The organism is Methylobacter sp. sgz302048 (assembly GCF_052162025.1).
In the GTDB taxonomy this organism is placed as follows: Bacteria; Pseudomonadota; Gammaproteobacteria; order Methylococcales; family Methylomonadaceae; genus Methylobacter.
The window spans coordinates 4,398,267-4,418,698 of record NZ_CP197401.1 but is presented as its reverse complement, the minus strand read 5'-3'; the positions used below and the strand labels follow the sequence as shown (position 1 = coordinate 4,418,698).

At 54.1% G+C, this 20,432-nt stretch carries 22 protein-coding genes; 8 read left to right on the top strand and 14 right to left on the bottom strand.

From position 1 onward, the window contains the following. Positions 1 to 6: 6 nt before the first annotated feature. From ACTNE6_RS19785 to ACTNE6_RS19750, 8 genes are all read left to right on the top strand, one after another. Complete coding sequence (locus tag ACTNE6_RS19785) at positions 7 to 972, top strand: SMP-30/gluconolactonase/LRE family protein (protein WP_442498024.1); 966 nt, start codon at positions 7 to 9, stop codon at positions 970 to 972. Between the two features lie 180 nt (positions 973 to 1,152). Beyond that, entirely contained in the window at positions 1,153 to 2,043 is an 891-nt protein-coding gene (locus tag ACTNE6_RS19780) for a dienelactone hydrolase family protein (protein WP_442498023.1), read from the top strand. Between the two features lie 35 nt (positions 2,044 to 2,078). After that, a complete protein-coding gene (locus ACTNE6_RS19775; RefSeq protein ID WP_442498022.1) occupies positions 2,079 to 4,196 on the top strand; it encodes a protein-disulfide reductase DsbD family protein in 2,118 nt (705 codons plus the stop codon). Between the two features lie 368 nt (positions 4,197 to 4,564). Further along, positions 4,565 to 4,975, top strand: coding sequence for a hypothetical protein (locus tag ACTNE6_RS19770; protein WP_442498021.1), 411 nt, complete (start codon positions 4,565 to 4,567; stop codon positions 4,973 to 4,975). A 49-nt stretch (positions 4,976 to 5,024) separates the two neighbouring features. Next, complete coding sequence (locus ACTNE6_RS19765) at positions 5,025 to 5,645, top strand: redoxin domain-containing protein (protein ID WP_442498020.1); 621 nt, start codon at positions 5,025 to 5,027, stop codon at positions 5,643 to 5,645. A 12-nt stretch (positions 5,646 to 5,657) separates the two neighbouring features. After that, a complete protein-coding gene (locus ACTNE6_RS19760) occupies positions 5,658 to 6,365 on the top strand; it encodes a cytochrome b/b6 domain-containing protein (protein WP_442498019.1) in 708 nt (235 codons plus the stop codon). Between the two features lie 43 nt (positions 6,366 to 6,408). Then, positions 6,409 to 6,870: a c-type cytochrome gene (locus ACTNE6_RS19755; RefSeq protein WP_194971882.1), complete on the top strand. Its 462-nt coding sequence runs from the start codon at positions 6,409 to 6,411 to the stop codon at positions 6,868 to 6,870. Between the two features lie 234 nt (positions 6,871 to 7,104). Continuing rightward, positions 7,105 to 7,566 (top strand): cupin domain-containing protein, encoded by a 462-nt coding sequence (locus tag ACTNE6_RS19750; RefSeq protein WP_194971881.1) that lies wholly within the window; start codon positions 7,105 to 7,107, stop codon positions 7,564 to 7,566. Positions 7,567 to 7,763: 197 nt separating this feature from the next. Here ACTNE6_RS19750 and ACTNE6_RS19745 read toward each other — a convergent pair whose 3' ends face one another. From ACTNE6_RS19745 to ACTNE6_RS19680, 14 genes are all read right to left on the bottom strand, one after another. Beyond that, the gene (locus tag ACTNE6_RS19745) at positions 7,764 to 8,393 is read right to left on the bottom strand and encodes a VPLPA-CTERM sorting domain-containing protein (protein WP_442498018.1); all 630 of its coding nucleotides are present in this window, start codon (positions 8,391 to 8,393) and stop codon (positions 7,764 to 7,766) included. Positions 8,394 to 9,031: 638 nt separating this feature from the next. Further along, positions 9,032 to 9,712: a lectin gene (locus tag ACTNE6_RS19740; RefSeq protein WP_442498017.1), complete on the bottom strand. Its 681-nt coding sequence runs from the start codon at positions 9,710 to 9,712 to the stop codon at positions 9,032 to 9,034. A 298-nt stretch (positions 9,713 to 10,010) separates the two neighbouring features. Beyond that, positions 10,011 to 10,583: a cytochrome c gene (locus ACTNE6_RS19735; RefSeq protein ID WP_442498016.1), complete on the bottom strand. Its 573-nt coding sequence runs from the start codon at positions 10,581 to 10,583 to the stop codon at positions 10,011 to 10,013. Positions 10,584 to 10,666: 83 nt separating this feature from the next. Next, positions 10,667 to 11,140, bottom strand: a complete 474-nt coding sequence (locus ACTNE6_RS19730; protein ID WP_442498015.1) for a DUF6644 family protein — start codon at positions 11,138 to 11,140, stop codon at positions 10,667 to 10,669. 341 nt (positions 11,141 to 11,481) lie between these two features. Then, positions 11,482 to 11,976 carry a DUF6644 family protein gene (locus ACTNE6_RS19725; protein ID WP_442498014.1) on the bottom strand — a complete coding sequence of 165 codons (495 nt, stop codon included), beginning with the start codon at positions 11,974 to 11,976 and terminating at the stop codon, positions 11,482 to 11,484. A gap of 18 nt (positions 11,977 to 11,994) precedes the next feature. Next, on the bottom strand, positions 11,995 to 12,999 hold the full coding sequence (locus ACTNE6_RS19720) for a hypothetical protein (RefSeq protein ID WP_442498013.1): 1,005 nt from the start codon (positions 12,997 to 12,999) through the stop codon (positions 11,995 to 11,997). 41 nt (positions 13,000 to 13,040) lie between these two features. Next, positions 13,041 to 13,955 carry a hypothetical protein gene (locus ACTNE6_RS19715; RefSeq protein ID WP_442498012.1) on the bottom strand — a complete coding sequence of 305 codons (915 nt, stop codon included), beginning with the start codon at positions 13,953 to 13,955 and terminating at the stop codon, positions 13,041 to 13,043. A 149-nt stretch (positions 13,956 to 14,104) separates the two neighbouring features. Continuing rightward, positions 14,105 to 14,542, bottom strand: a complete 438-nt coding sequence (locus ACTNE6_RS19710) for a DUF6152 family protein (RefSeq protein ID WP_442498011.1) — start codon at positions 14,540 to 14,542, stop codon at positions 14,105 to 14,107. Positions 14,543 to 15,337: 795 nt separating this feature from the next. Further along, on the bottom strand, positions 15,338 to 15,754 hold the full coding sequence (locus ACTNE6_RS19705) for a DUF6691 family protein (protein WP_442498010.1): 417 nt from the start codon (positions 15,752 to 15,754) through the stop codon (positions 15,338 to 15,340). Then, positions 15,754 to 16,188 (bottom strand): YeeE/YedE family protein, encoded by a 435-nt coding sequence (locus ACTNE6_RS19700; RefSeq protein WP_442498009.1) that lies wholly within the window; start codon positions 16,186 to 16,188, stop codon positions 15,754 to 15,756. Before ACTNE6_RS19700 ends, ACTNE6_RS19705 begins: the two co-directional genes overlap by 1 nt. A gap of 50 nt (positions 16,189 to 16,238) precedes the next feature. After that, a complete protein-coding gene (locus ACTNE6_RS19695; protein ID WP_442498008.1) occupies positions 16,239 to 16,532 on the bottom strand; it encodes a hypothetical protein in 294 nt (97 codons plus the stop codon). Positions 16,533 to 17,063: 531 nt separating this feature from the next. Next, positions 17,064 to 18,716: a choice-of-anchor X domain-containing protein gene (locus ACTNE6_RS19690; RefSeq protein WP_442498007.1), complete on the bottom strand. Its 1,653-nt coding sequence runs from the start codon at positions 18,714 to 18,716 to the stop codon at positions 17,064 to 17,066. Positions 18,717 to 19,094: 378 nt separating this feature from the next. Next, a complete protein-coding gene (locus ACTNE6_RS19685) occupies positions 19,095 to 19,295 on the bottom strand; it encodes an NTP transferase domain-containing protein (RefSeq protein ID WP_442498006.1) in 201 nt (66 codons plus the stop codon). Then, on the bottom strand, positions 19,279 to 20,391 hold the full coding sequence (locus ACTNE6_RS19680; RefSeq protein ID WP_442498005.1) for an XdhC family protein: 1,113 nt from the start codon (positions 20,389 to 20,391) through the stop codon (positions 19,279 to 19,281). Before ACTNE6_RS19680 ends, ACTNE6_RS19685 begins: the two co-directional genes overlap by 17 nt. Between the last annotated feature and the right edge of the window lie 41 nt (positions 20,392 to 20,432).

Sequence of the window (20,432 nt, the reverse complement as noted above, 5' to 3'; positions counted from 1 at the left end):
TAAAAGATGTTACCCAAAAAAATACTTAACAAGCTAGTCCCGCTTATTAGCGCAATTGCCTTCAGCGCCTCGGTTCAGGCAGACGATCCAGTCACGCCGCCCATCCCTGGCGTGGCGGCCGGCGGCGTCGTCATCGATCTGGTCAAGGACGGCTTCAACGGCACGGAAGGGCCTGTCGGCCTGGCGGACGGCAGCCTGCTGTTTACCGAAACCAATGCCAACCGCATCGTGCGCATCGCGCCCGACAATACCGTTTCAACGTTCCTGGAAAACACAAACGGCGCCAACGGTCTGGCCGTAAATGCCAATGGAGAACTCGTCGCCGTGCAGGTCGTCAACACCCGCGTAGGCGTGATTCATCCTCAAGGGCAGGAGAAGACCATCGTTGACAATTTCGACGGCCAGCCTTTCCAACGGCCTAACGATCTGGTTCTGGCCAAAAACGGCGGCATTTACTTTACCGACAGCGGCACGCGCCCGACCAAGGAAAACCCTAATCCGCCGGTTTCAAAACCGGGGCTGTTCTACATCACGCCGGCCGGCTCTCTGACGCGCCTGGCCAACGATATCGAGCGTCCGAACGGCGTTCAGCTCAGCCCTGACGAAAAAGTGCTGTATGTGGCTAATACCCAGGGCGAGCATGTTCTCGCCTATGACATCGCCGCCGACGGCTCAATCCAGAACAAGCGCAACTTCGCCAAGCTGGAAGGCTGGAAAAATACCGAAAACGGCTGGTCCAGCGGCGCGGACGGGCTGGCAGTCGATGCCGAGGGCAGGCTGTATGTCGCCTCCAACGCCGGCATCGAAGTATTCAGCAGCAAGGGCGAAGCGCTGGGCGTCATCCCGGTGCCTAAAAAGCCGCAGAATCTGGCTTTCGCCGGCAAGGACAAGAAAACGCTTTATGTGGTAGGACGCGGCGCCGCCTACAGAATTCCTCTGCTGGCAGCAGGCTACGGCGGCAGGGCGAAGTAAGGCGTTTATGAATTCGGTTTCAGAGTTTGCGGTGGAGACTGTGATCAATGGAGACACAACCCAAGCGTGGATAACGGCACCCCTTCCTCATGCTTGCTGTAATCCATGTAAATCCGTGCAGCCTCTATCAAGGGCTCTGAAACCGACCTTTTTATCAGGACATCATTCAAGGAGTCTTCCATGACGCGTAAAACAGCAAACGACTTCAATCCGGAAGTGCTGACGCTTTTCGATCATTACGTCCACGGCGATCTGTCCCGGCGGGGATTTTTGGCCTCGGCAGCCAAATACGCGGTCCTGGGGCTGACTGCGGAAGGCCTGCTTGAGGCGTTGAACCCGAAATTCGCTGAGGCGCAGCAGGTTGCCGTTGACGATACCCGCATTGAAGCAAGCTACGAGCATTATCCGTCGCCGGACGGCTACCAGACGATACGCGGCTATCTGGTGAAGCCGGCCAAGGTCAAAGGCAAACTGCCGGTGGTGCTGGTGGTGCACGAAAACCGCGGCCTGAATCCCCACATCGAAGACATCGCGCGGCGCATCGCTCTGGATAATTTTATCGCTTTCGCGCCGGATGCCTTGTTTTCTCTGGGCGGTTATCCGGGCGATGAAGACAAGGCGCGCGATCTTTTCAAGGCGCTGGATCAGAACAAGACGCGGGCCGACTTTATCGCGGCCGTCGATGTGCTGAAGAAACTGCCGGAAGGCAACGGCAAAGTCGGCGTGGTCGGTTTCTGCTACGGCGGCGGCATCGCCAATTTCCTGGCGACCCGCATTCCCGATCTGGCGGCGGCCGTGCCTTTCTATGGCGGCCAGCCGGCGGCGGAAGAGGCGGCAAACATCAAGGCGCCGCTGCTGCTGCACTTTGCCGGCGCCGATGAACGCATCAATGCCGGCTGGCCAGCCTATGAGGCGGCCCTGAAAGCTGCCGGCGTCAACTATGAGGCGCACATTTACCCGGGCGTGCAGCACGGCTTCAACAACGACACCACGCCGCGCTTCGACGCGGCGGCGGCAAAACTGGCGTGGGAGCGCACCATCCGTTTTTTCAATGACCATCTGCGCGCCTAGTTCCTTCATGTTCGACTGACTATCGCGAGGTTTCCATGCTGATCTTTCGTCTCATACCGATCGCTTTACTGGCGCTGACTTGCTCGGATGCCGATGCCGGCCCGTCTGAAGCCGCTACCGAGCAGGTCAGGGCGCAGTTGATCGCCTCAGTCGATGCCGTGCGCCCGGGCGATACGATTCAGGTGGGCGTGCATCAGACGATCATTCCGCACTGGCATACCTACTGGGTCAATCCCGGCGATTCGGGGCTGGCCACCACGATTGACTACGATCTGCCCGCCGGCGCCACGGCCGGCGCCATCCAATGGCCGACGCCGAGCCGCATCACGCTGGGTCCTGTGGCCAATTACGGCTACGAGAACGAAGTCACGCTGCTGTCCAGCATCAAGGTGCCGGATGACGTCAGCGGCGTGTTCCCGGTCAAGGCCAAGGTCAAATGGCTGGTTTGCGAGGAAATCTGCATTCCTCAGCGGGTCGAACTGGCGCTGGACCTGCCCGTCGCCGCGCCCGGTCAGGATCGCGGCCGCGGCAGCGCGCTGATCGGTAAGGCCCAGGCCAGTCTGCCGTCAGCCAGCCCCTGGCCGGTCAGCGCCGCAAGCGATAATAGCGGCTTGACGCTGCGGATCACCGGCACGGGATTGCAGCCCGACAACATCAAGGATATCTGGTTTTATCCGCTCGATTGGGGCCGGATTGCGCACAACGCGGACCAGCCTTGGCTGAGCAGCGGCGATACCATTGAGCTGAAACTGCAGCCAGGCGATGATGCGCCGGCTGTCGGCGGCCGTTTCAACGGCGTGCTGGCGATAACGGAAGATGGCCGGGATGGGCCGGTGACGCGCGGGTTTATTATCGACGTGCCATTGGCTGCGGCCAAAGCCGGTGCTTCGTTAGCTGCGGAACCCGATCTGGCGCTGCCGTCGGCACTGTTCCTGGCCTTGTTGGGCGGCGTGATATTGAACCTGATGCCGTGCGTGTTTCCGGTGCTTTCCATCAAGGCGCTGTCGCTCATAAAGCATGCGCATCAGGCGCCGCTGCAAACGCGCCTGCACGGGCTGGCTTACACCTCAGGCGTGCTTTTCAGTTTCGCGCTGCTGGGCTCGCTGCTGATCGCACTGCAAGCCAGCGGCTTACAGATCGGCTGGGGATTTCAGTTTCAGTCGCCGGTGTTCGTGCTGGCCGTCGCCTATCTGATGTTCGCGGTCGGGCTCAGCCTGTCCGGCGTTTTTTCCGTAGGCGGTTCGGCCACAGGCATCGGCGCTTCGCTGGCTGAACGGCCCGGCTATACGGGCAGTTTTTTCACGGGCATGCTGGCGACAATCGTCGCTACGCCCTGCACAGCGCCGTTCATGGGGGCTGCCATCGGCTTCGCGCTGGCTCAACCGCCGCTGGTTTTGCTGACCGTCTTTCTCAGCCTGGGCTTAGGCCTTGCCTTGCCCTATCTACTGTTGAGCTTTTGGCCTTTCCTGCAGCGCTGTCTGCCGAAACCCGGCGCCTGGATGGAACGGGTCAAGCAGGGCATGGCTTTCCCGATGTACGCGGCGGCCGTCTGGCTGGTCTGGGTGCTGGCGCAACAAGGCGGGAATGATGCGGTTGTCGTCGCGCTGGGCGGCATGGTGGCGATCGCTTTCGCAGCCTGGCTCTATGAATCCACTAAAACCGGCGGCGAAACGGCGCAGCATAGCGGCGAGGGCATTGCCGTGCTGACGTTGGCGCTGGTTTTGACTGGCGGTTATTACGGCGTGGAAGCCGGTGTTGCCGCAGAAGCCAAATCTTCAACCGCCGCCGAAGGCAAAGCTTGGCAGCCCTACTCGGACGAACGCCTCAAAGCCTTGCGCGCCGCAGGTAAACCGGTGTTTCTGAACTTTACGGCGGCCTGGTGCATTAGCTGCCTCGTCAATGAAAAAGTCGCTCTGAACCAGCGTTCGGTGATCGATACCTTCAGGCAAGCGGGCATTACTTACCTGAAAGGCGACTGGACCAACCGCGATCCCGAAATTACTCGGAAACTCGCGGAATTTAGCCGCAGCGGCGTGCCGCTCTACGTCTATTACCCCGGCGGCACGGCGGCGGGTCCGGTTGTGCTGCCGCAGATACTGACGCCCGAGATCGTAACGCAGGCTGTCACGGCAGTTTCCACGAATGATCAGTGAGAGCCGTAGGGTACGCACCGCGTACCTGTTCAGAGTTGTGATGAGCCGGCAAATTTTGAAGAGGGTATGCAATGCATACCCTACAGAGTGTAGGAACAAGGGAGTGCAAAGGAAACGGCACTCCCATTAAGGAAGCAAACGAGCCGAAAAAGTGATGATGACAGGCGAAGCACAGCGCGATCAAGTCCAGGTGTGGAGCGTGCAGACCTGCAAAGTTATAAGGCGGCTTCCGTTTCGCGGTTGAAGGATCAAGTTCAGCAGCAAATCAATGGACCGGTTTGCTGCCTCATCCAGGACGCTGCATTGGATGGCGGCGCAATAACCAGGGAAGGATAAATGCGTATGAATTTTTTAATGTCAGGGCGAAGATGCTGAGCAGCAAACAAATACAGATAATCATAACCGCCGCCGTTTTGATTCTGGCTGTAGTGATGCCGGTTGAGACCTTTCATCTGCTGATGGAAATCGTGGTTGAAATTTATGAGTTGCTCGAATTCACGCTGGATGAAGTGATCCACCACGTCTTCGAAACGAGCCGCCATACCACTCAGGTGATCGTTTTTTATTTGATGCTGGGGATGTTTTTGTACGGCCTTTACCGTCTGGCGAGGCTGTTGAGGGCGATCAATCTCAAGGTGAAAACCGCGATTTCCGGTTGGCATGCGATATGCAATGAAAGAAGCGCCAACGCCTGGAAGCCCTGGCTGTTGGACAAAAGAGTGCGGATGCTGTGCGGATTCACCTTTGGCGGGGCTTGTCTGGCCCTGCTGGTGTTTTAAGCAGCCGAGAGCCTGAAAGCGTTTTTTATTTAACCATAAGGAGTCAGTCATGTTTTTGAATCAATTTTACCGGAGCGCCTTAATGGGCCTGGCTTTTGTCCTGGCTTCCATGACGGCCCATGCCTCGCCTGTCGTCAATCAGGCCGCGCCTTTGTTCTCGGGCGCGGCCGCCGACGGCAGCAGCATCAATCTCGCCGATCTGCGCGGCAAGACCGTAGTCCTGGAATGGACCAACCATGAATGTCCGTTCGTGGTGAAGCATTACGAAAGCGGCAACATCCCGAACCTGCAAAAAGGCGCCGCCGCCAAAGGCATCGTCTGGCTGCAGGTCATTTCTTCGGCGCCCGGCAAGCAAGGCTACATCGACGGCGAAACGGCCAAAAAGCTCAATGCCGAGCGTGGTGCTGAGCCTGCCAACACCGTGTTCGATCCGGACGGTAAAATCGGCCGGCTCTATGAAGCCACCAATACGCCGCAATTTTTCATCATCAATCCCGAAGGCGTGCTGGTTTATAAAGGCGGCATCGACAGCATCCCTTCAGCCGACAAGGAAGACATCGCCAAAGCCGAAAATTATGTCAGCGCGGCATTAGCTGAACTGGATGCCGGCAAGCCCGTCAGCCAACCCGTCACCAAGCCTTACGGCTGCACCGTCAAATATTCAGGATAAGGAGAGACAACCATGAAAGAAACCGTACACATCTGGGACTGGCCGCTCAGGCTGTTTCACTGGCTGCTCGTGATAGCCGTCGTCGGGGCTTATGTCACCGGCAAGCTCGGCGGCGATCTGACCGACTGGCATGGCCGCATAGGCGGGCTGATTCTGGGCTTGCTGATCTTCCGTATCATCTGGGGCTTTGTCGGCACGACGCATGCCCGGTTCGTCAATTTCTTCCCGACTTTCGGCCGTCTTGCCGCCTATTTCAAAGGCAACTGGCATGGCGTCGGCCATAATCCGGTCGGGGCCTTGTCGGTCCTGGCGCTGCTGGCGGTGCTGACCGTGCTCGCCGCCACGGGCCTGTTCGCCAATGACGACATCGCCTTCGAAGGGCCGCTGTTCAGCCTGATCGACAAATCCTTGAGCGACAAATTGAGCGGCATCCATGCGCTGGCGCTGGATGTGCTGATGGGTTTGCTGGCATTGCATCTGGCCGCCATCGCATTTCATCAGCTGGTCAAAAAGAACAATCTGGTGCTTCCGATGTTGACGGGCAGGAAACAAGTGCACAAGGCCCAGGCATCATCGATTCCGGCGGTTGGAGCGTTGCGTTTCCTGATGACCGTGGTGATTTCCAGCACGCTGGTCTGGAGCATCTGGAGCGGGAACGTGGCGAGCTATCTCAATCCGGTCGACAGCCTGCAAACCGCGGCGGTCAGGCTGGGTTGGTAAAACGTTAAGACCATTTTTTATAACTCTAAAGGAGCTAAATACAATGAAAGTAAAACTGCCACTCGCGTTAGCGCTGACTGCTGTGACAACCGCAGCGTTGTCAGGTCAGGTTGAAGAGCAGATAAGATTCCGCCAGTCCGCCTATTCGTTTCTGAGTTGGAACACGGGGAAAATCAAAAGCCAGGTGGTCGACCATCCCGAAACCTTCAACAAAGATCAGATTATAGCGGCCGCAAACGCCATTGCCGCGACCGCCAATTCCGGCCTGATCAATCTCTACGGTCCCGGTACGGACCAGGGCATAGGCTGGAAACAATCCCGCCTGCGGCCTGAATTCTTCCAGAAACAGGATGAAGCCAAGGAACTCGACGCCACTTTCATCAAGGAAGCCAACGAACTGGCGAAAGTGGCCGCCACAGGCGATGCCGGCGCGATCAAAGCACAGTTCGGCAAAGTCGGCGCTTCCTGCAAGGGCTGCCACGATCTGATCCGCATTCGCGAGTGATGCGGCAAACTTCATTGCAGCCAAGCGTACCTGTAATGAGTAGGTACCGCTTGGCGCCATGGCCAGATTGAGGAACGAAACCCGGCATAGGGACACCTAATCGGTGATATGCAGGGTTTCCGCAAAGCATTGTAGGGTACGCATCGCGTACCTTCTCAGTGTCTAAATCAAGCCTCAAAAGGTACGCGATGCGTACCCTACTGAACTGTTCAACAACTTATTCTGGAGGATCAGATGTCTGGTATTTTTTCCCGCCATCAGTTATCACAATTAACCCTGACGCTTGCTTTGCTCGGAAGCTTCGGCACCGCAACCGCGGCCGATCTCGATCCCAGGGCCATTTCGATCAAACTGCCGGAGCAGATCAATTGGGTTCCCAACCCCAGCGGCTCGGAGACGGCAGTATTGGTCGGCGACCCGAGCAAACCGGGCCTGTATGTGGTTCTGAACAAGTGGAAAGCGCATCACAACAGCAAGCCGCATTCGCATCCCAACGACAGATTCATCACTGTGATTTCCGGCACCTGGTGGGTAGGCACCGGCACCGACTACGATCCGGCGCACCTGAAACCGGTCCCGGCCGGCAGTTTCGTCACCCATTACGGCAATGAAGTCCATTACGACGGCGCCAAGGACGAAGACACGATTCTGCAAATCGTCGGCATTGGGCCGGCTACGGCGACGCCGGCAAAGTAGTTTGTAACTGAAGTATTGTAGGGTACACATCGCGTGCCATTTCTGAAATTTTTTCGATGAACCAAACCTCAAAAGGTACGCAATGCGTACCTTTTACTGAACTATCAGAAATGGAAGATAATAAAAAACCGCCTACGGATTACCCGAAAGGCGGTTACAGCATTAGATAACAGTGATTGTATCTGTGCTAATAATGACTAAGAGCGCTTGCGATTAAAACCCAGCAGTCCCACTAAGCCAGAGCCAAACAGCCAGACGGCGGCAGGAACGGGAACAGCGCTGACATTGGCATTATTGACGGTAAAGTTGTCAATAAACACATAGTCGCTGCTGCCATTTAGGGTCAATGTAGCATGAGTAATGCCTGCATGAGCAATCCCAAAGTAGTCGCCTGAGTTACTGGCGTATGTGGGATTCAAGATGAGCGTTTCAAGTAAGTTGTTGCCGTTAAAAGCGGATAATGTCCAGGTATAATCAGCAGCACCCCATAAGAATCCGAAAGCGCTTACCGGCGCGTCAAAATCAAATTGGAAGCTATCAGGGCCGGAACCATGATTGGTCATATGATAAGTTCCGCGGGTGTTATAACCTCCAGCGTAATCACTATCTACTTCAATATTAGTATTGCCTGTGAATGTAACGCCGGCTATTGACAGAGAAGGAGCATCAACAACACCTGTTGATTCGAAATCAATTACAGTTCCTCCGGCTAAGTTAACATTGTCTGTGGGCAGTCCTTGGCCAAGGATTGGTGCGGCTGTGGCGAATGTTGGAAAAGCCAAGGCGGCCGTAATTATTAAGCCGCCTAAAGATAAAGATTTTTTCATTTATATTTCTCGATAAGCAATGGATAAAAACTTAACTCTCCCACTGTCCATTTTTTAGTTATAGCAGTTGAGTTAGAGTATATATTATCCCATTATTATTTATTTATGTGATACGTATCACATAATTTATTTATTCATTTAGATAATACCAATACTAAGTCTGAATTCCATTTCATTTATTTTATAAGGTTTATTCATTCAATTAATTAAGAGGGGTAATTTCTTTTCATTTAAAACCTGTAGGCTTGATTAAGAAACGAAATCCAGCACATACAGTGGTGGAGCTGGGTTTCTGCTAAAGCCCCAATCCAGCCTACAGGGCTCTAAAGCAACACTATTATTGGCTTAGCCAAGCCATTGAAGCGTCAGTCTGGTAGGGTATGCACTGCGTACCTTTTGGAATTTCACCCATCTGAACATTTTAAAAAATGGTACGCGATGCGTATCTACTTTTGAGATCGGCTGGGTTGAGGGATGAAATCGGCTCTGGATTCATTCCGTTCAGGCTCAGGCTAATTTATGGCCGGTGATTTTTTTGAGATTCGTATAAAAAATGCTACGGTGTTGCCACACAATGAACAGCCGTGTAGAGGTCAGGGCACGCGAAGCGTACCCTGACAGATCAAGCTCAAACAGACTTAGTCTGCAGCAAAGCAATAGAAATAGCCCGCGCCTCCGGTGCTCACCAGGTTCTCCTGGCTGCAGCCGCGGCTGGCGTGGGTCGAGTTCCAGGATACATTGCCGCCGGTAGCCCCGCGGTTGGTACGGTCGGAATGGCCCACCTGAACGCTGCCCTCTCCGCTGCTCGTGTAGTTCCTGCAGGTGTGATCGGCGGCGTCGGCGTAGGCTCTGCCGTCGGGCTTGGAGCCGGTGATGACGTCGTGCTGGTTGGGCGTATCGCCAACCCCGTTGATGGGCGTGCCTTTTTCGGTCAGCGTTGTCTTCCGGTGCACGTTATTGCCTTGCTGGCCGAGCTCCACGGTGTCGCCGTGCAGATGGGCCAGATCGTTGGCCACGATGGCGCCGTTGGCATTGGCCCACGGCCCTTTGCCGATGCGGTCGCGGGCGTTTACGGCGGGCTGGTCGCCGATAGCCTGAGTGCTCAGGTAGGCTCGCCAGGTCCGGTTACCGGCGCCGACCTCGCTGGCCAGTTTCTGGCAATGGGCATCGGCACCGGCCAAACCGCCCAGGTCGGCACCCTTGCCGAGGCCGGTGCTGGTTACGAAGAAGCCCAACGGGGGCTTAGGGGGTTCTTCTGCGAAGGCGGCGCTGGCGCTCAGAACGAGCAGGCCGGCAAGAAAGCTGCTTTTTTTATTCATATTCTTTTATCTATGGTTTAACAAAACGGATTTGTGGAGCAGGGCTCCAGCCCAAGATAGTCAGCATTTATCGTGCCGGATGAAATTGCGACGGAATCTGATGTTGATGAGCATGACCGGTCGCCGGATGTTGCTCTGAAGGCATATTTTGTTGATGGCCTGTTTTCACAGCAACATAGTATCGTAGGGCACGAGTATCGTAGGGTACGCATCGCGTACCTTTTGAGGTTTGGTTCATAGAGAAAATTTTGAAAATGGTACGCAATGCGTACCCTACCGAACTAAACCCAGCAGTCGACTATTTGGGCCGACTATCGCCCGGATACCAAAATTGACTATGACATTGTTCGCAGGCCTGTTCGACTTCGCCGCCGGCTCTTTCCAGATCCTCGACGTTTTTGGCGTCTATCGCGGCGATCAGCTGCTGCGCGGCGGCCTGAAAGTTATGGACCCGATTGACGTATTCGTTGCGGTTGGCAGCTATCAGTTTTGTGATGTCCGCCGGGTTCAATTCGGCGCCGCCGCTGGAAGTTTTGGCGCTGGCGGCCGCAATGGGCCGGTCCTCGATCAGCAGCAGGTTGCCGGCCTCGGCGACGGTCAACGCATGTTGCCTGAGGACCAGCCAGTCCCCGTCGGTTTGCGGGCGGCGTTCCTCGGTGCCGTTGGCCGTGCTGACCGATGATACCGAGTTCCAGACAAAGTCGATATTGGGGTCGATGACAGAGGTCATGATTTCCTGCAACGTCGCGGCCGGCTTGAAGGGCGGGTTCGGCTCGGCCGCGGGGATATTACAGGCCGCCAGCAGCGAGGTCATGGCTAAAGCCGGGGTCGTGGCGAGTAATTTCAGAGCGGATTTCTTGGATAAATTCATAAGTGGGGTGAATTCTCTAGCAGGTAAAGTCCGATGCCGGCAAGTAAAGGCTCGTCATGCGCTTGTCGATGGCATTCCCGGATTCAGAAAAAACCGATAAAGCGCCCGGCAAACGCCACGCCGATCCACAAGCTCAGCACCAGCCCGCCGGTGGTTTTTGCCAGCCATGTGCCGCGGGATTCAACTGCGGCGACTTTGCGGTACAGCGTCAAGTAAACCAGCAAGGCCAGGCCCAGCAGGGCAAGTTTGGCCCAAAAAAAATCGTTGGGGTAATAGCTGGTCGCGGCCGGAATGAAAATCAGCAGGCCGGACACCACCAGGAGCGCCAGGCCCGTCCAGAACAGCCGAGCCGTACTGCGTTCGATCTGCGCCAGCGGTACATTGCGCAGGCCCAGGCCCAGCAGATTCAGGCTGGTCAGTAGTACCGACGCTAGCAGCAGTATCATCCCGGCGATATGGCCGAGCTCCATCACGGCGCATAACAGATGGTCCAGGCCGCCGAGAAATCGGCCGAAGTCGCTGGATTGCAGAGTTTTAAACGTTTCAAGTGCTGTCATAACAATGATGATTCTTAAGGTTATTGATAACTCACTGATGTTACGCGGTCAGTTGAAGTTAGATCGGTTTAGCAAAGTATCGCTAACGCGACAGTTGTGTTAATCGGGTTCTCGCACCCGAGGGCGAGTTCCTTTTCTTTGCGCGGCCAAAGAAAAGGAACCAAAAGAAAGGCCGCCCGGTTGCCGCTTGCATCCTGCGCTCCTCGCTTTTAACAGGGGTTGCCAAAAGGGACTCCTGTCCCTTTGGCAACGCGCGGCATCCCTGCCGCGCCCCTGCGGGCCTGATCTGTTAAAAGCTCCGGTGCTCGGCGCGGCAAACGGGAAAGGGGGGCGTCGTAACATCAGTAACTCAGATAAGGGATCAGGCGTCCGGCGATAATGGTCAGGCTCCACAGCGTCAGCGATGTGAGTCCGGCGACTCTGACCGTGGCCGGCAGCACCGGCCCGGCACCCCAGGCGTCGACGTTGCGCCCCCATTTCAGCTCGAACCACAGGGCATTGGCGCCGGCCAGGGCGATGAAGCCGAGCTTGTAGAAAAACACCGGCAGCGTGATGATTTTGGAAGCCGCCGCAATAAACAGCAAAATTCCGGTCGCGAAGGTCAGTATGAATCCGCCCAGCAGCCAGGGCCTGAGCGGATGCAGCACTTGCGCGACCGGCAACTGCGGCAAGAACAGGCCGAGCAGGCGCAGATCGACAAAAAACAGCAGGCCCACTGAAACGGCTAAGCCGATCAGGTGCAGGCCTTCGATAATCGGAAACATGTAAACCGATTCGCGTAGCGCGGTGCCCAGTTCGGAGTCGTAAAGAGTTTGGGAAAATTCGATCAGTGACATATTACAAGTCTCAAAAATTTACTTCTTGGCCTGCTCGACGGCGCCTAATCCAAAGCTGCCGTTATTCTCGGCGCAGATGCGTTCGTACTGATCCAGTATCGTCTCCTTGCCGGCATGAGTGGCCGGTTCCACTTCGAAGTGCCAACCGTTGGGCTGGTCCTTCGCCGTCCATTTGCGCGCCGGCACCGTTATGGTGAACGGCCGGGTATAAACGGTCGGATCGGTCAGCAGCGCCTCGTAGGTGTAGCGTTTGCCGTCATTGCTGAAAATATAGCGTTCCTGGATGTGGCCGTTTTCGCTGATAAATTCGCCGGAGCGGCCGAACAAGGCCTTGCCGTTATGATTGGCGACGTCCACCACCAGCGTGTTGCCTTCCCAGTGGCCGCGCGAATCGCCGTTCCATAGTTTGATGTTGTCCGGCAGATGCGGCTTGCCGTCCAGGTGGATGATGCGGGTGCCGGAGTTGAACTGGAACAACACATAGCCGGGATATTGGCTGATCTCGTAACCGTGCCAGTACAGCGATTTGGGAATCCCGGCCGGCGCGCAGCGAGCCAACGGCTCGACATATTCCGGCTTGAGCGGGTTATGGAAATTGGCCTGAAATTCCTTGACCTTCTCCAGCGCCCAGGGCTGAAACGGCACCTGGCCGTCCGCCGGATCGCTGACCCGGCTGGGCGCCCGCAGCTCGCGCGGGCCTTTGGCGACCCGGTTGGGATTGGGATCATTGAGGATGCCGCCTTGCGGATCGGTAAAATTGTTGTGATTGGCGATGGTGTTCGACCAATGCCCCTGAACGTCCGGCTGTCCATCGGCCAGCCTTGGACCTTTCCATTTGCCGGAGACGATCTTGGGAAAGCTTCTTTCCTGTTCGATGCCCGGCCCGCCCAGCTTTAACTGTTTTGGGGCCTGAGCCGGTTTGGCTTCCGGCTTTTTCTCGTCTGGCGCGGCAATGACGCTTTGGCAGGCGATCAACATCGCCGAAAGCGCCAATCCAGGCATAACCGCCGGTCGGTGTGTCATTTTATGCTTCATAACGTCCTCATCTGTGTCTGGCCGGCGTTTCATGGCTTATTGGGTTTGGGCGGATAGTATTGGTCGTAGTCCAGCGTGAACCGGTAATCCTCGATCAACTGAAAATTCTTTTCCCGGTGCCGGTACAGAATCACGCTGATATTCCAGGGGCGCGTGAATACGTTAGGGTCTTCGACCGTGGCTTTGTATTCGATCGTGTTCGGGTCCAGGAAGGCCCATTTTTCGATGACATGCAGCGCGTCGCTGTGGAAGTTGCCGGCGCGGTCGAACCAGGTTTTGTCGTTGAAGTGCTTGACGTCGACCACCAGCGTATCGCCTTCCCAATGCGCACGGGAATCGCCCAGCCACCAGTCATACGGGTCCTTGGGATGATCGGTGCCGTCGGTGTGTATCGTGCGTACCGAATGGCCGAATTGATGCACCAGCGTCAAATCCTGTTTACGCTGAAATATCTGGAAAGGCTCGGGGTAATAGATACCGCGCGGCACGCCCAACGTGTAACCTTTCAGCGCGGGGTCGTCGGTAGCGCGGGCTTCGAAGTTTTTCTTTTTCTGTTCCAGCGCCTTGGGCAGATAGGGCAGGTACTGGCCTTCGATAATGCCGGCGCCGGGCGGCGCATCCTGGCGGTTTGCATGCGGCTCCAGATCGTAGTCGGCGGCGCTGGTAGTTTGCCAGATCCCGGAAAAATCCGGTTTGCCATTGGTTAGCCTGGGTACTTTTTTAGTGGCGGCGAATGCGCTGCCGATAGACATTATCAGCAATAGCAGGATGCCGCCGGTCAGCATGGCGATGTCCTGAGGTCGGGCAGGCTCAGCAGTGCCACCGCTAAATGCCGTTCGCCCTGTGCTTGTCGAAGGGAGCTCTGAGCCGGGCTGCGGCAAGCTCGCCCCGAATGGAATACCCGTAGATTTTAAGTCCTGGTTGCTATTCGGTGTAGTATTCAAGAATGTTCTCCTGATCGTTAGGCAAAGCCTGCAGCCTTGCCTAATTGGGTCTAGTCAGCCGGAAACTGGAAATCGATTGTCAGGCGACTGGATCGCGCAGCCGATTAGGCCGCGCAACGTTAAGAATCGGCAGATCTGGCGGGGCCGGACTATTGAGATTGGGCAGCGCCTTGCGCTTGCGCGTCGGGTGCGTCCTGGGCGCCGCCGGTTTTGACGCTGCGGCCGTCCGACAGTACCGTAGTGACCGCATAGCCAAACTCCTTGCCGTTCTTGGCCCGGTAGCCTTGAATGGTGACTTCGCTGCCGACCGGCAGGCTGGCCTTGGTGATGCCTTTTTGCTTCAGGCTGAACGGGGCGCCGAATTCGAAGCCCCAGTTCTTGACGCTGCCGTCCGGCTGCTTAGTGTCCAGATACAGCCAGCTATGCGGATTGACCAGTTCCAGCTTGGTTACAACGCCTTTCAGCTCGATAGGCTGTTCGGCATCGAATTCCGCTGAAAAGGCATGATGCGCGTTTGCCGGCAGCGCCGTCAGCGCGAGTAATCCGCTCGCGAATATCCCGGTTATCAGCTTGCCGCTCATATTCATTCGATTTTTCCTGTACTTAATTCGTTAAAAATCAGTCGTGGTGGAAACCGCATTGTTGGAGGGTTTCCAGACTTGGCGATATAGAACAGCAAGATTCAGGCCAGGGTTTTAGGATTGCCCGTTATTAAGGTAAATGTTTTGTATTTTCTGCAATCGGCTGCTTTGATGAGGTAATTGCCAGTCGGCACTGACTTATTGATAAATCTTAGTGCATGGCAGGAATTGGCTGGGCTGGTTAACGGCTGTTGGTTAAGCAACAGCCTGGAAGCATCAACTGTTGATGGGCAGACAGGTTAAACAGTTGGTGTTACGCAGCAAGTTGAATTCAGGTCGGTTTGGCGAAGTATCGCTAGCGCGACGGTTTGGTTTAATCGGGTTTCACGAAAAACATCCCTGTTTTTCGCCTTGACAGGCGACTATGTCGTGCAAATCGATCATCCTGCCGATTTGTCGCACCCGAAGGCGAGTTCCTTTTCTTTGCGCGGCCAAAGAAAAGGAACCAAAAGAAAGGCCGCCCTGTTGCCGCTTGTGTCCTGCGCTCCTCACTTTCGACGAGGGTTGCCAGAAGGGCCATCCTTGGCCCTTCTGGCAACGCGCTGCATCCCTGCAGCGCCCCTGCGGGCTGTTCTCGCCGAAAGCTGCGGTGCTCGGCGCGGCAAACGGGAAAGGGTGCCTATCTTAACTTCAGTTAAACAGGACTTATGCAAGCCTGTTGAGTTAAGTTTCATAGCTTGGGCTACGTGCCAACCGTAACCCAACATCAAGACCAAACTGGATTCCTTAACGCGCAGCCGGTTATTTGGGACGATGCAGACGCTGAAAAAGCCCCATGCCCGCGAACATGGCGGCCGTGAAGACATAGATTTCAACCCGGCCATAACTCAGCGCGGCAATGGCAGGCCCCGGGCAGATGCCGGACAAGCCCCAGCCTATGCCGAATAACGCCGCACCGGTTAAAAGCCGGACATCGATGCGCGCCTTTTTCGGCTCGTTGAAACTTGATGCCAGTATCGGTGCAGTCCGGCGCCGGGCCAGACGTTGCATCAAGGCCAGGGTCGTCAGCGCGCCGGCCATGACCAGCGCCAGACTTGGATCCCAGTGCCCGGCGACATCAAGAAAGCCGAGCACCTTCTCCGGATTGGTCATCTGTGCCAGCGTCAGGCCCAGACCGAACAGCGTTCCGCAAAACAATGCCGAGAGATAGCCGCCCATCACCAACTCCCTGCACCAGGCCAGTGGCGCACGATATACACTGTAACGGCGGCAACGGTCATGAATGTCAGCGTCGCCGCGACAGAGCGAGGCGACAGGCGCGTCAGTCCGCAGATGCCGTGGCCACTGGTACAGCCATTGCCAAGACCGGTTCCGTAACCTACCAGCAAGCCCGCGATCGACAGCACCGCCAATGACGGACTGATATGAAGGCTTGCCGTTTCGTCGCCGACTGCCCTGAACATTAAAGGGCCCAGCAGCAAGCCGGCAAGAAAGCAAAGACGCCAGCCGATATCGCGGCTGCGGGACGAAAACAATCCGCCCGTAATGCCCGAAATGCCGGCAACGCGTCCGTTGAAAAGCCACAAAAGACCGGCGGAGAGACCTATCAGCCCGCCGCCGGCCAGCGCCGAGTAAGGGGTAAAGTTTTCCATACGCTGCCTTTGAGTAACGAGTGAAAGTGCTAGATCAGAACCGCCGCGGCCTAGCCGGCAGGAACGATAGTCGATGGATTTTCGGGCCGGCTATCTGCTTGGGATTCAGCCGATTGGCGCTGCTGAAGAAGCCGGGCATCATGGAGAATTGTTCCTTGGCTGTGTATTCGCGGCGCGGTCTGAAAACTTCGGCTTCCAGGTCTGGCGGCAAAGGCCATAGCTTTGCTGCTCGTGTCATTGCCGTGGGTGAAGAAATGGCCGCTTGCCGCTTCCGACAAGCCCGGCACGCCTGCCATAGCCGCTATGGCGATGCCCAGCAGATAATATTTTTCCAGTGAATCCATAAATGCCCCCTTTTATTCAGTGCCGAATTCATTCTCGCTCAGTACGCATCTGGTCTGTCCAGGCTCAAACTGTGATCAGAGTGCACAGTTTATTAGAGTTTTTTTATTCAATAAAACGATCTAAATAGATAAATATATTTAATTAATAGATATATGATTCTGTATGGCGTAACGTTATCAATGTATGCATTCATGTAAATCGGATGCGGCCTTAAGGTTCAGTTGCCGCCCGTTGCGCCCATTCAGTTGGGTATGAATGCCGGCCATAATGGACAACGCGATGTTTCAGCGCTGATATCCAGACCGACCGGCCCGGATACCCGGTTGCTTATACGCGAACTGAATTGAAAGACGAAACCCTGCAGATACAATTATCTAGTCAGCGGTAAAGCCAGGTTTTTGCAAAGCTCCTGTCTTACATAAAAGGAGACGTACTTGTAGATTGGATTGAGGGTTGGAAACCCAGCTTCCATTATTTCAATAAGCTGGGTTTCTTCCTCAATCAAGCCGATTGATTATAGAAGCTTGATTTCATTTATCGCCGCTCCAGCCCTCAGCAGGGGGGCAAGAGCCTGATCTTTCGATCGCTTTTGTTCGTTGATACAATCCTTCCAGTTGTTTTTCAGCGACATCCGGATGTTTATTAGCAATTGCTTGAATTAATTTTAATTTTGCAAGTAATTGATAACCTAGCTTTTCACACAAGCCGTTAGCAATTCTAATAACCTCGTTTTCCATACTGGAATTGCAACCTATAAATTGGCTGCAAGAATAGGCGCTGGTTTCTCCTACTAAAGCAACTAACTGAGCAAGTTGGGCGCTGGTATTAAAATTTGGATAAATTAAAAAATTAGTCAATTTATAAGGACCATCTTTGCCGCTTCCGCCAATATTGCTTCCCATAAATTGGAGTATAACCGTATTTATTCCTGCATTCAGACTGAGTTGGCTGATTCCCGTGCTCCCTATCAAGGTATTATCACTGGTCGAACGCAAGTCAGCAGAAATACCGTAATTACCTGAAACCAAGGTATCAATTGAAACATCAATCTCTAATTTATCAAATAATCCATCCGCATCAGAACCAATTCCTCGATCGCCGACAATGTCTTTAACAATTAAAGGATCGCGCTCGAAATGACTGATATCAATATTCAGTTCACCCAGATCATTCCATACCCCTAAAACTTTGGGGCCCTTCCAGATATTGAGCGAAGAAACATGCCAAGGCTGAGCACTTAACGTTTTTAATTTTTTTACATCAAAAGTGACACTTAGAGGCGTTTCTGGCTGATTAACCAAGGAAGTTTCCGTAACACTCGTACCTGAAGCGTCTTTAATCTCAGCAGTAACTGAATAAGTCCCCGGCAAGCGAGGCTGCAATTCCTCAAACGTTAGAACGACGTTATTAATTAAACTGTTATTGTCAGAATCGACTAACTTGACATTGAATTGGCCTGAAATAGAAACATCTTTCTCTGATACTGAGAAAGCCTCGTAAACGCGCCCTCGATGGTTGTTCCAGTTGGCGTTGATCACCGTCTTATAATCGCCAGTTTTATCAAGATTAGTAAGTGTCGTGTAAACGCCATCGCCCGCTGAAAGGTCAGGTGCTTGGCCATCATCTTTTAGCGTTAATTGGCGTACGGTCGTTCCCGTTGAATCTAATACTCCAACGTTTATAGTGGCTCCCGTTGCTGGGAAACCGGCATAATACAGTATTACTGAAAATGGTATTTCTGTATTAGGTGTTATAGGCTGTGACGGATTTCCAATGATTGTTCTATATTGCAAACTTGGATCCTCCAAGACAGAAAATCCTGCTTTTTCTTGATCTCGGGCCTTTACTGTAAACGCAAAAGTGCCTGTGATCGCAGAATCTGAATCAATTGTAATTAAGGATTCATTGTTAATATCGCTTGTATCAATTGACCAATTAATGCCGTAGTTACTGGCATTGCTTTCGTTAATTAATGTGCCATTAGGTAATGTCAAAGTAATATCACTGCTATTTGCTCCGGTTACGAAAGCAGAAAAGCTATCATTTGATATTAAAAATTGTTCGCTAATGGAACCATTCTTTTCGGTTTGAAAAACCTGAGCCATTGGGATGAGGGGTAATGCCTGGCTTGTTATACTTACAGTAGCAACAATTAACCCGCTAATATACGAAAATATTTTCATTTTAAAGCCCCCCATCCAAGCGCATTTTTACCTTGTGAAATTGCTTCATCTTGTGATTGTTCATCAATTACAGTTCCGTGGTTTTTTTCATTAGCTCCGGTTAGAGATATTGTATTTATTATGCCCGGCGCTCCATGAGTGTAGTGGTCTAATTTTGATGGACACCGTTATAGGAGGAAAATACTCTACCTAAACGGAGAAAATGATGACTCAAAAACGCAGGAAATTCGATTCCAGCTTCAAGCTTAAAGTCGTGCAATTGATCAAAGAGCAAGGACTGAGAACTATAGGATATGCTGAACATAGTGAAGCGCATCAATCGCGAAAAATGCGCCTCGTGCCTCGGCACATCCAATGGACTGACGAAATCCGGCCAATTTAAAAAAGTCGGAGAATCGAAAGATCAAATCCCTGAAAGACTGAGATGACGCGTCCGTTCAAAATTGAGCCAGCATTCAGAATCGAGCTCTCCAGCAAGGAGCGGTTGCCCCATGCGAGTGATTGCTTGGGGCTGCCCATGCGGCTGGATGCGTCGGCCGCCAGAACAATGGCGTAAACGTTATCAGTGTATGCATTCATGTAAATCGGATGCGGCCTTAAGGCTCAGTTGCCGCCCGCTACGTCCGTTCAGTTCGGCATGAATGCCGGCCATAATGGACAACGCGATTTCTTCCGGCGTTTCAGCGCCGATATCCAGACCGACCGGCCCGAATACCCGGTTGCTTATACGTGAAGCATCGCTGCCGAGGCTTTGCAACAGCCTGTCCTTGCGATGCGAGGGACCTAACAGCCCGATAAATGGGATGTCAGAGTACATGATCGACTTGAGGTAGCGCTCATCGTATTCGATGTTATGCGTCATCAATACCAGCGCGTTGAACCGATTCAGTTCCAGACTGCTGTTCAGATCCTGCGGCATGAGATGAAGCAGGCAGTCGGCCAGTGGAAAACGCTCTTTTTTGATATGGCCGGGCCGGTGATCAACCACTGAGACGCGCCAGCCAAGCGACTTGGCACATTGCACGAGGGGAATGGCATCGGCGCCGGCGCCCAATACCAGCAATTGTAATGGCGGCTGGAGCGGATCGTAAAATGCCCCAATGACCTGATTGTTGATTACATGCGATTCAATGCGCGATTTTTGCTGCAATAAAGTTTGCAAAGTCGGCGCCATGAAAGGAGAAGGCGTCGTGGTCAATAGCTGCCGGTTGCCTGAGCCCAGCAGTAAGAAATTATGGCCGACCGGAAAGTCGGGATGCCCGGATTCATAGATGCTGACCAGAACGCTGGGTATATTGGCTTCGGCGGCATCGGCAATGACATTCAGCGGGCTGAAATCATATTTCGCCTTCAACAACTGCAGCAAAATCCTGACTGCGCCGTTGCAGCCCAGTCCCAGTCCCCAGACCACGTCATCCGGAGAGCGCATATCATAAAAAACCGTCTTGGCTTCGCCAGTCTCGAAAACCGACTGCGCCTGCTCGATCAGATCCCGCTCGAAACAGCCGCCGCCCAGCAAACCGATCAATTTGCCTTGTTGGGTTATTAACATGCGCGCACCGGCTTTTTGATAAGTCGAACCGAAAGTTTCAACGATGGTAGCCAGTACGCTGTCTTCGGCCTGTTGCTTCAGCTGCCGGTAGGCATTGATCAGGTGATTGATTCTATTGGCCATGACTTATCCGGGGCTGTTTCCAACGGTGAATTCATCGATGA

What these genes read in the sequence shown, in the direction of transcription:
- ACTNE6_RS19785 (WP_442498024.1), top strand. Translation starts at nt 7, where the DNA reads ATGTTACCCAAAAAAATACTTAACAAGCTAGTCCCGCTTATTAGCGCA.
- ACTNE6_RS19780 (WP_442498023.1), top strand. Translation starts at nt 1,153, where the DNA reads ATGACGCGTAAAACAGCAAACGACTTCAATCCGGAAGTGCTGACGCTT.
- ACTNE6_RS19775 (WP_442498022.1), top strand. Translation starts at nt 2,079, where the DNA reads ATGCTGATCTTTCGTCTCATACCGATCGCTTTACTGGCGCTGACTTGC.
- ACTNE6_RS19770 (WP_442498021.1), top strand. Translation starts at nt 4,565, where the DNA reads ATGCTGAGCAGCAAACAAATACAGATAATCATAACCGCCGCCGTTTTG.
- ACTNE6_RS19765 (WP_442498020.1), top strand. Translation starts at nt 5,025, where the DNA reads ATGTTTTTGAATCAATTTTACCGGAGCGCCTTAATGGGCCTGGCTTTT.
- ACTNE6_RS19760 (WP_442498019.1), top strand. Translation starts at nt 5,658, where the DNA reads ATGAAAGAAACCGTACACATCTGGGACTGGCCGCTCAGGCTGTTTCAC.
- ACTNE6_RS19755 (WP_194971882.1), top strand. Translation starts at nt 6,409, where the DNA reads ATGAAAGTAAAACTGCCACTCGCGTTAGCGCTGACTGCTGTGACAACC.
- ACTNE6_RS19750 (WP_194971881.1), top strand. Translation starts at nt 7,105, where the DNA reads ATGTCTGGTATTTTTTCCCGCCATCAGTTATCACAATTAACCCTGACG.
- ACTNE6_RS19745 (WP_442498018.1), bottom strand. Translation starts at nt 8,393, where the DNA reads ATGAAAAAATCTTTATCTTTAGGCGGCTTAATAATTACGGCCGCCTTG.
- ACTNE6_RS19740 (WP_442498017.1), bottom strand. Translation starts at nt 9,712, where the DNA reads ATGAATAAAAAAAGCAGCTTTCTTGCCGGCCTGCTCGTTCTGAGCGCC.
- ACTNE6_RS19735 (WP_442498016.1), bottom strand. Translation starts at nt 10,583, where the DNA reads ATGAATTTATCCAAGAAATCCGCTCTGAAATTACTCGCCACGACCCCG.
- ACTNE6_RS19730 (WP_442498015.1), bottom strand. Translation starts at nt 11,140, where the DNA reads ATGACAGCACTTGAAACGTTTAAAACTCTGCAATCCAGCGACTTCGGC.
- ACTNE6_RS19725 (WP_442498014.1), bottom strand. Translation starts at nt 11,976, where the DNA reads ATGTCACTGATCGAATTTTCCCAAACTCTTTACGACTCCGAACTGGGC.
- ACTNE6_RS19720 (WP_442498013.1), bottom strand. Translation starts at nt 12,999, where the DNA reads ATGACACACCGACCGGCGGTTATGCCTGGATTGGCGCTTTCGGCGATG.
- ACTNE6_RS19710 (WP_442498011.1), bottom strand. Translation starts at nt 14,542, where the DNA reads ATGAATATGAGCGGCAAGCTGATAACCGGGATATTCGCGAGCGGATTA.
- ACTNE6_RS19705 (WP_442498010.1), bottom strand. Translation starts at nt 15,754, where the DNA reads ATGGGCGGCTATCTCTCGGCATTGTTTTGCGGAACGCTGTTCGGTCTG.
- ACTNE6_RS19700 (WP_442498009.1), bottom strand. Translation starts at nt 16,188, where the DNA reads ATGGAAAACTTTACCCCTTACTCGGCGCTGGCCGGCGGCGGGCTGATA.
- ACTNE6_RS19695 (WP_442498008.1), bottom strand. Translation starts at nt 16,532, where the DNA reads ATGGATTCACTGGAAAAATATTATCTGCTGGGCATCGCCATAGCGGCT.
- ACTNE6_RS19690 (WP_442498007.1), bottom strand. Translation starts at nt 18,716, where the DNA reads ATGAAAATATTTTCGTATATTAGCGGGTTAATTGTTGCTACTGTAAGT.
- ACTNE6_RS19685 (WP_442498006.1), bottom strand. Translation starts at nt 19,295, where the DNA reads ATGAATGCATACACTGATAACGTTTACGCCATTGTTCTGGCGGCCGAC.
- ACTNE6_RS19680 (WP_442498005.1), bottom strand. Translation starts at nt 20,391, where the DNA reads ATGGCCAATAGAATCAATCACCTGATCAATGCCTACCGGCAGCTGAAG.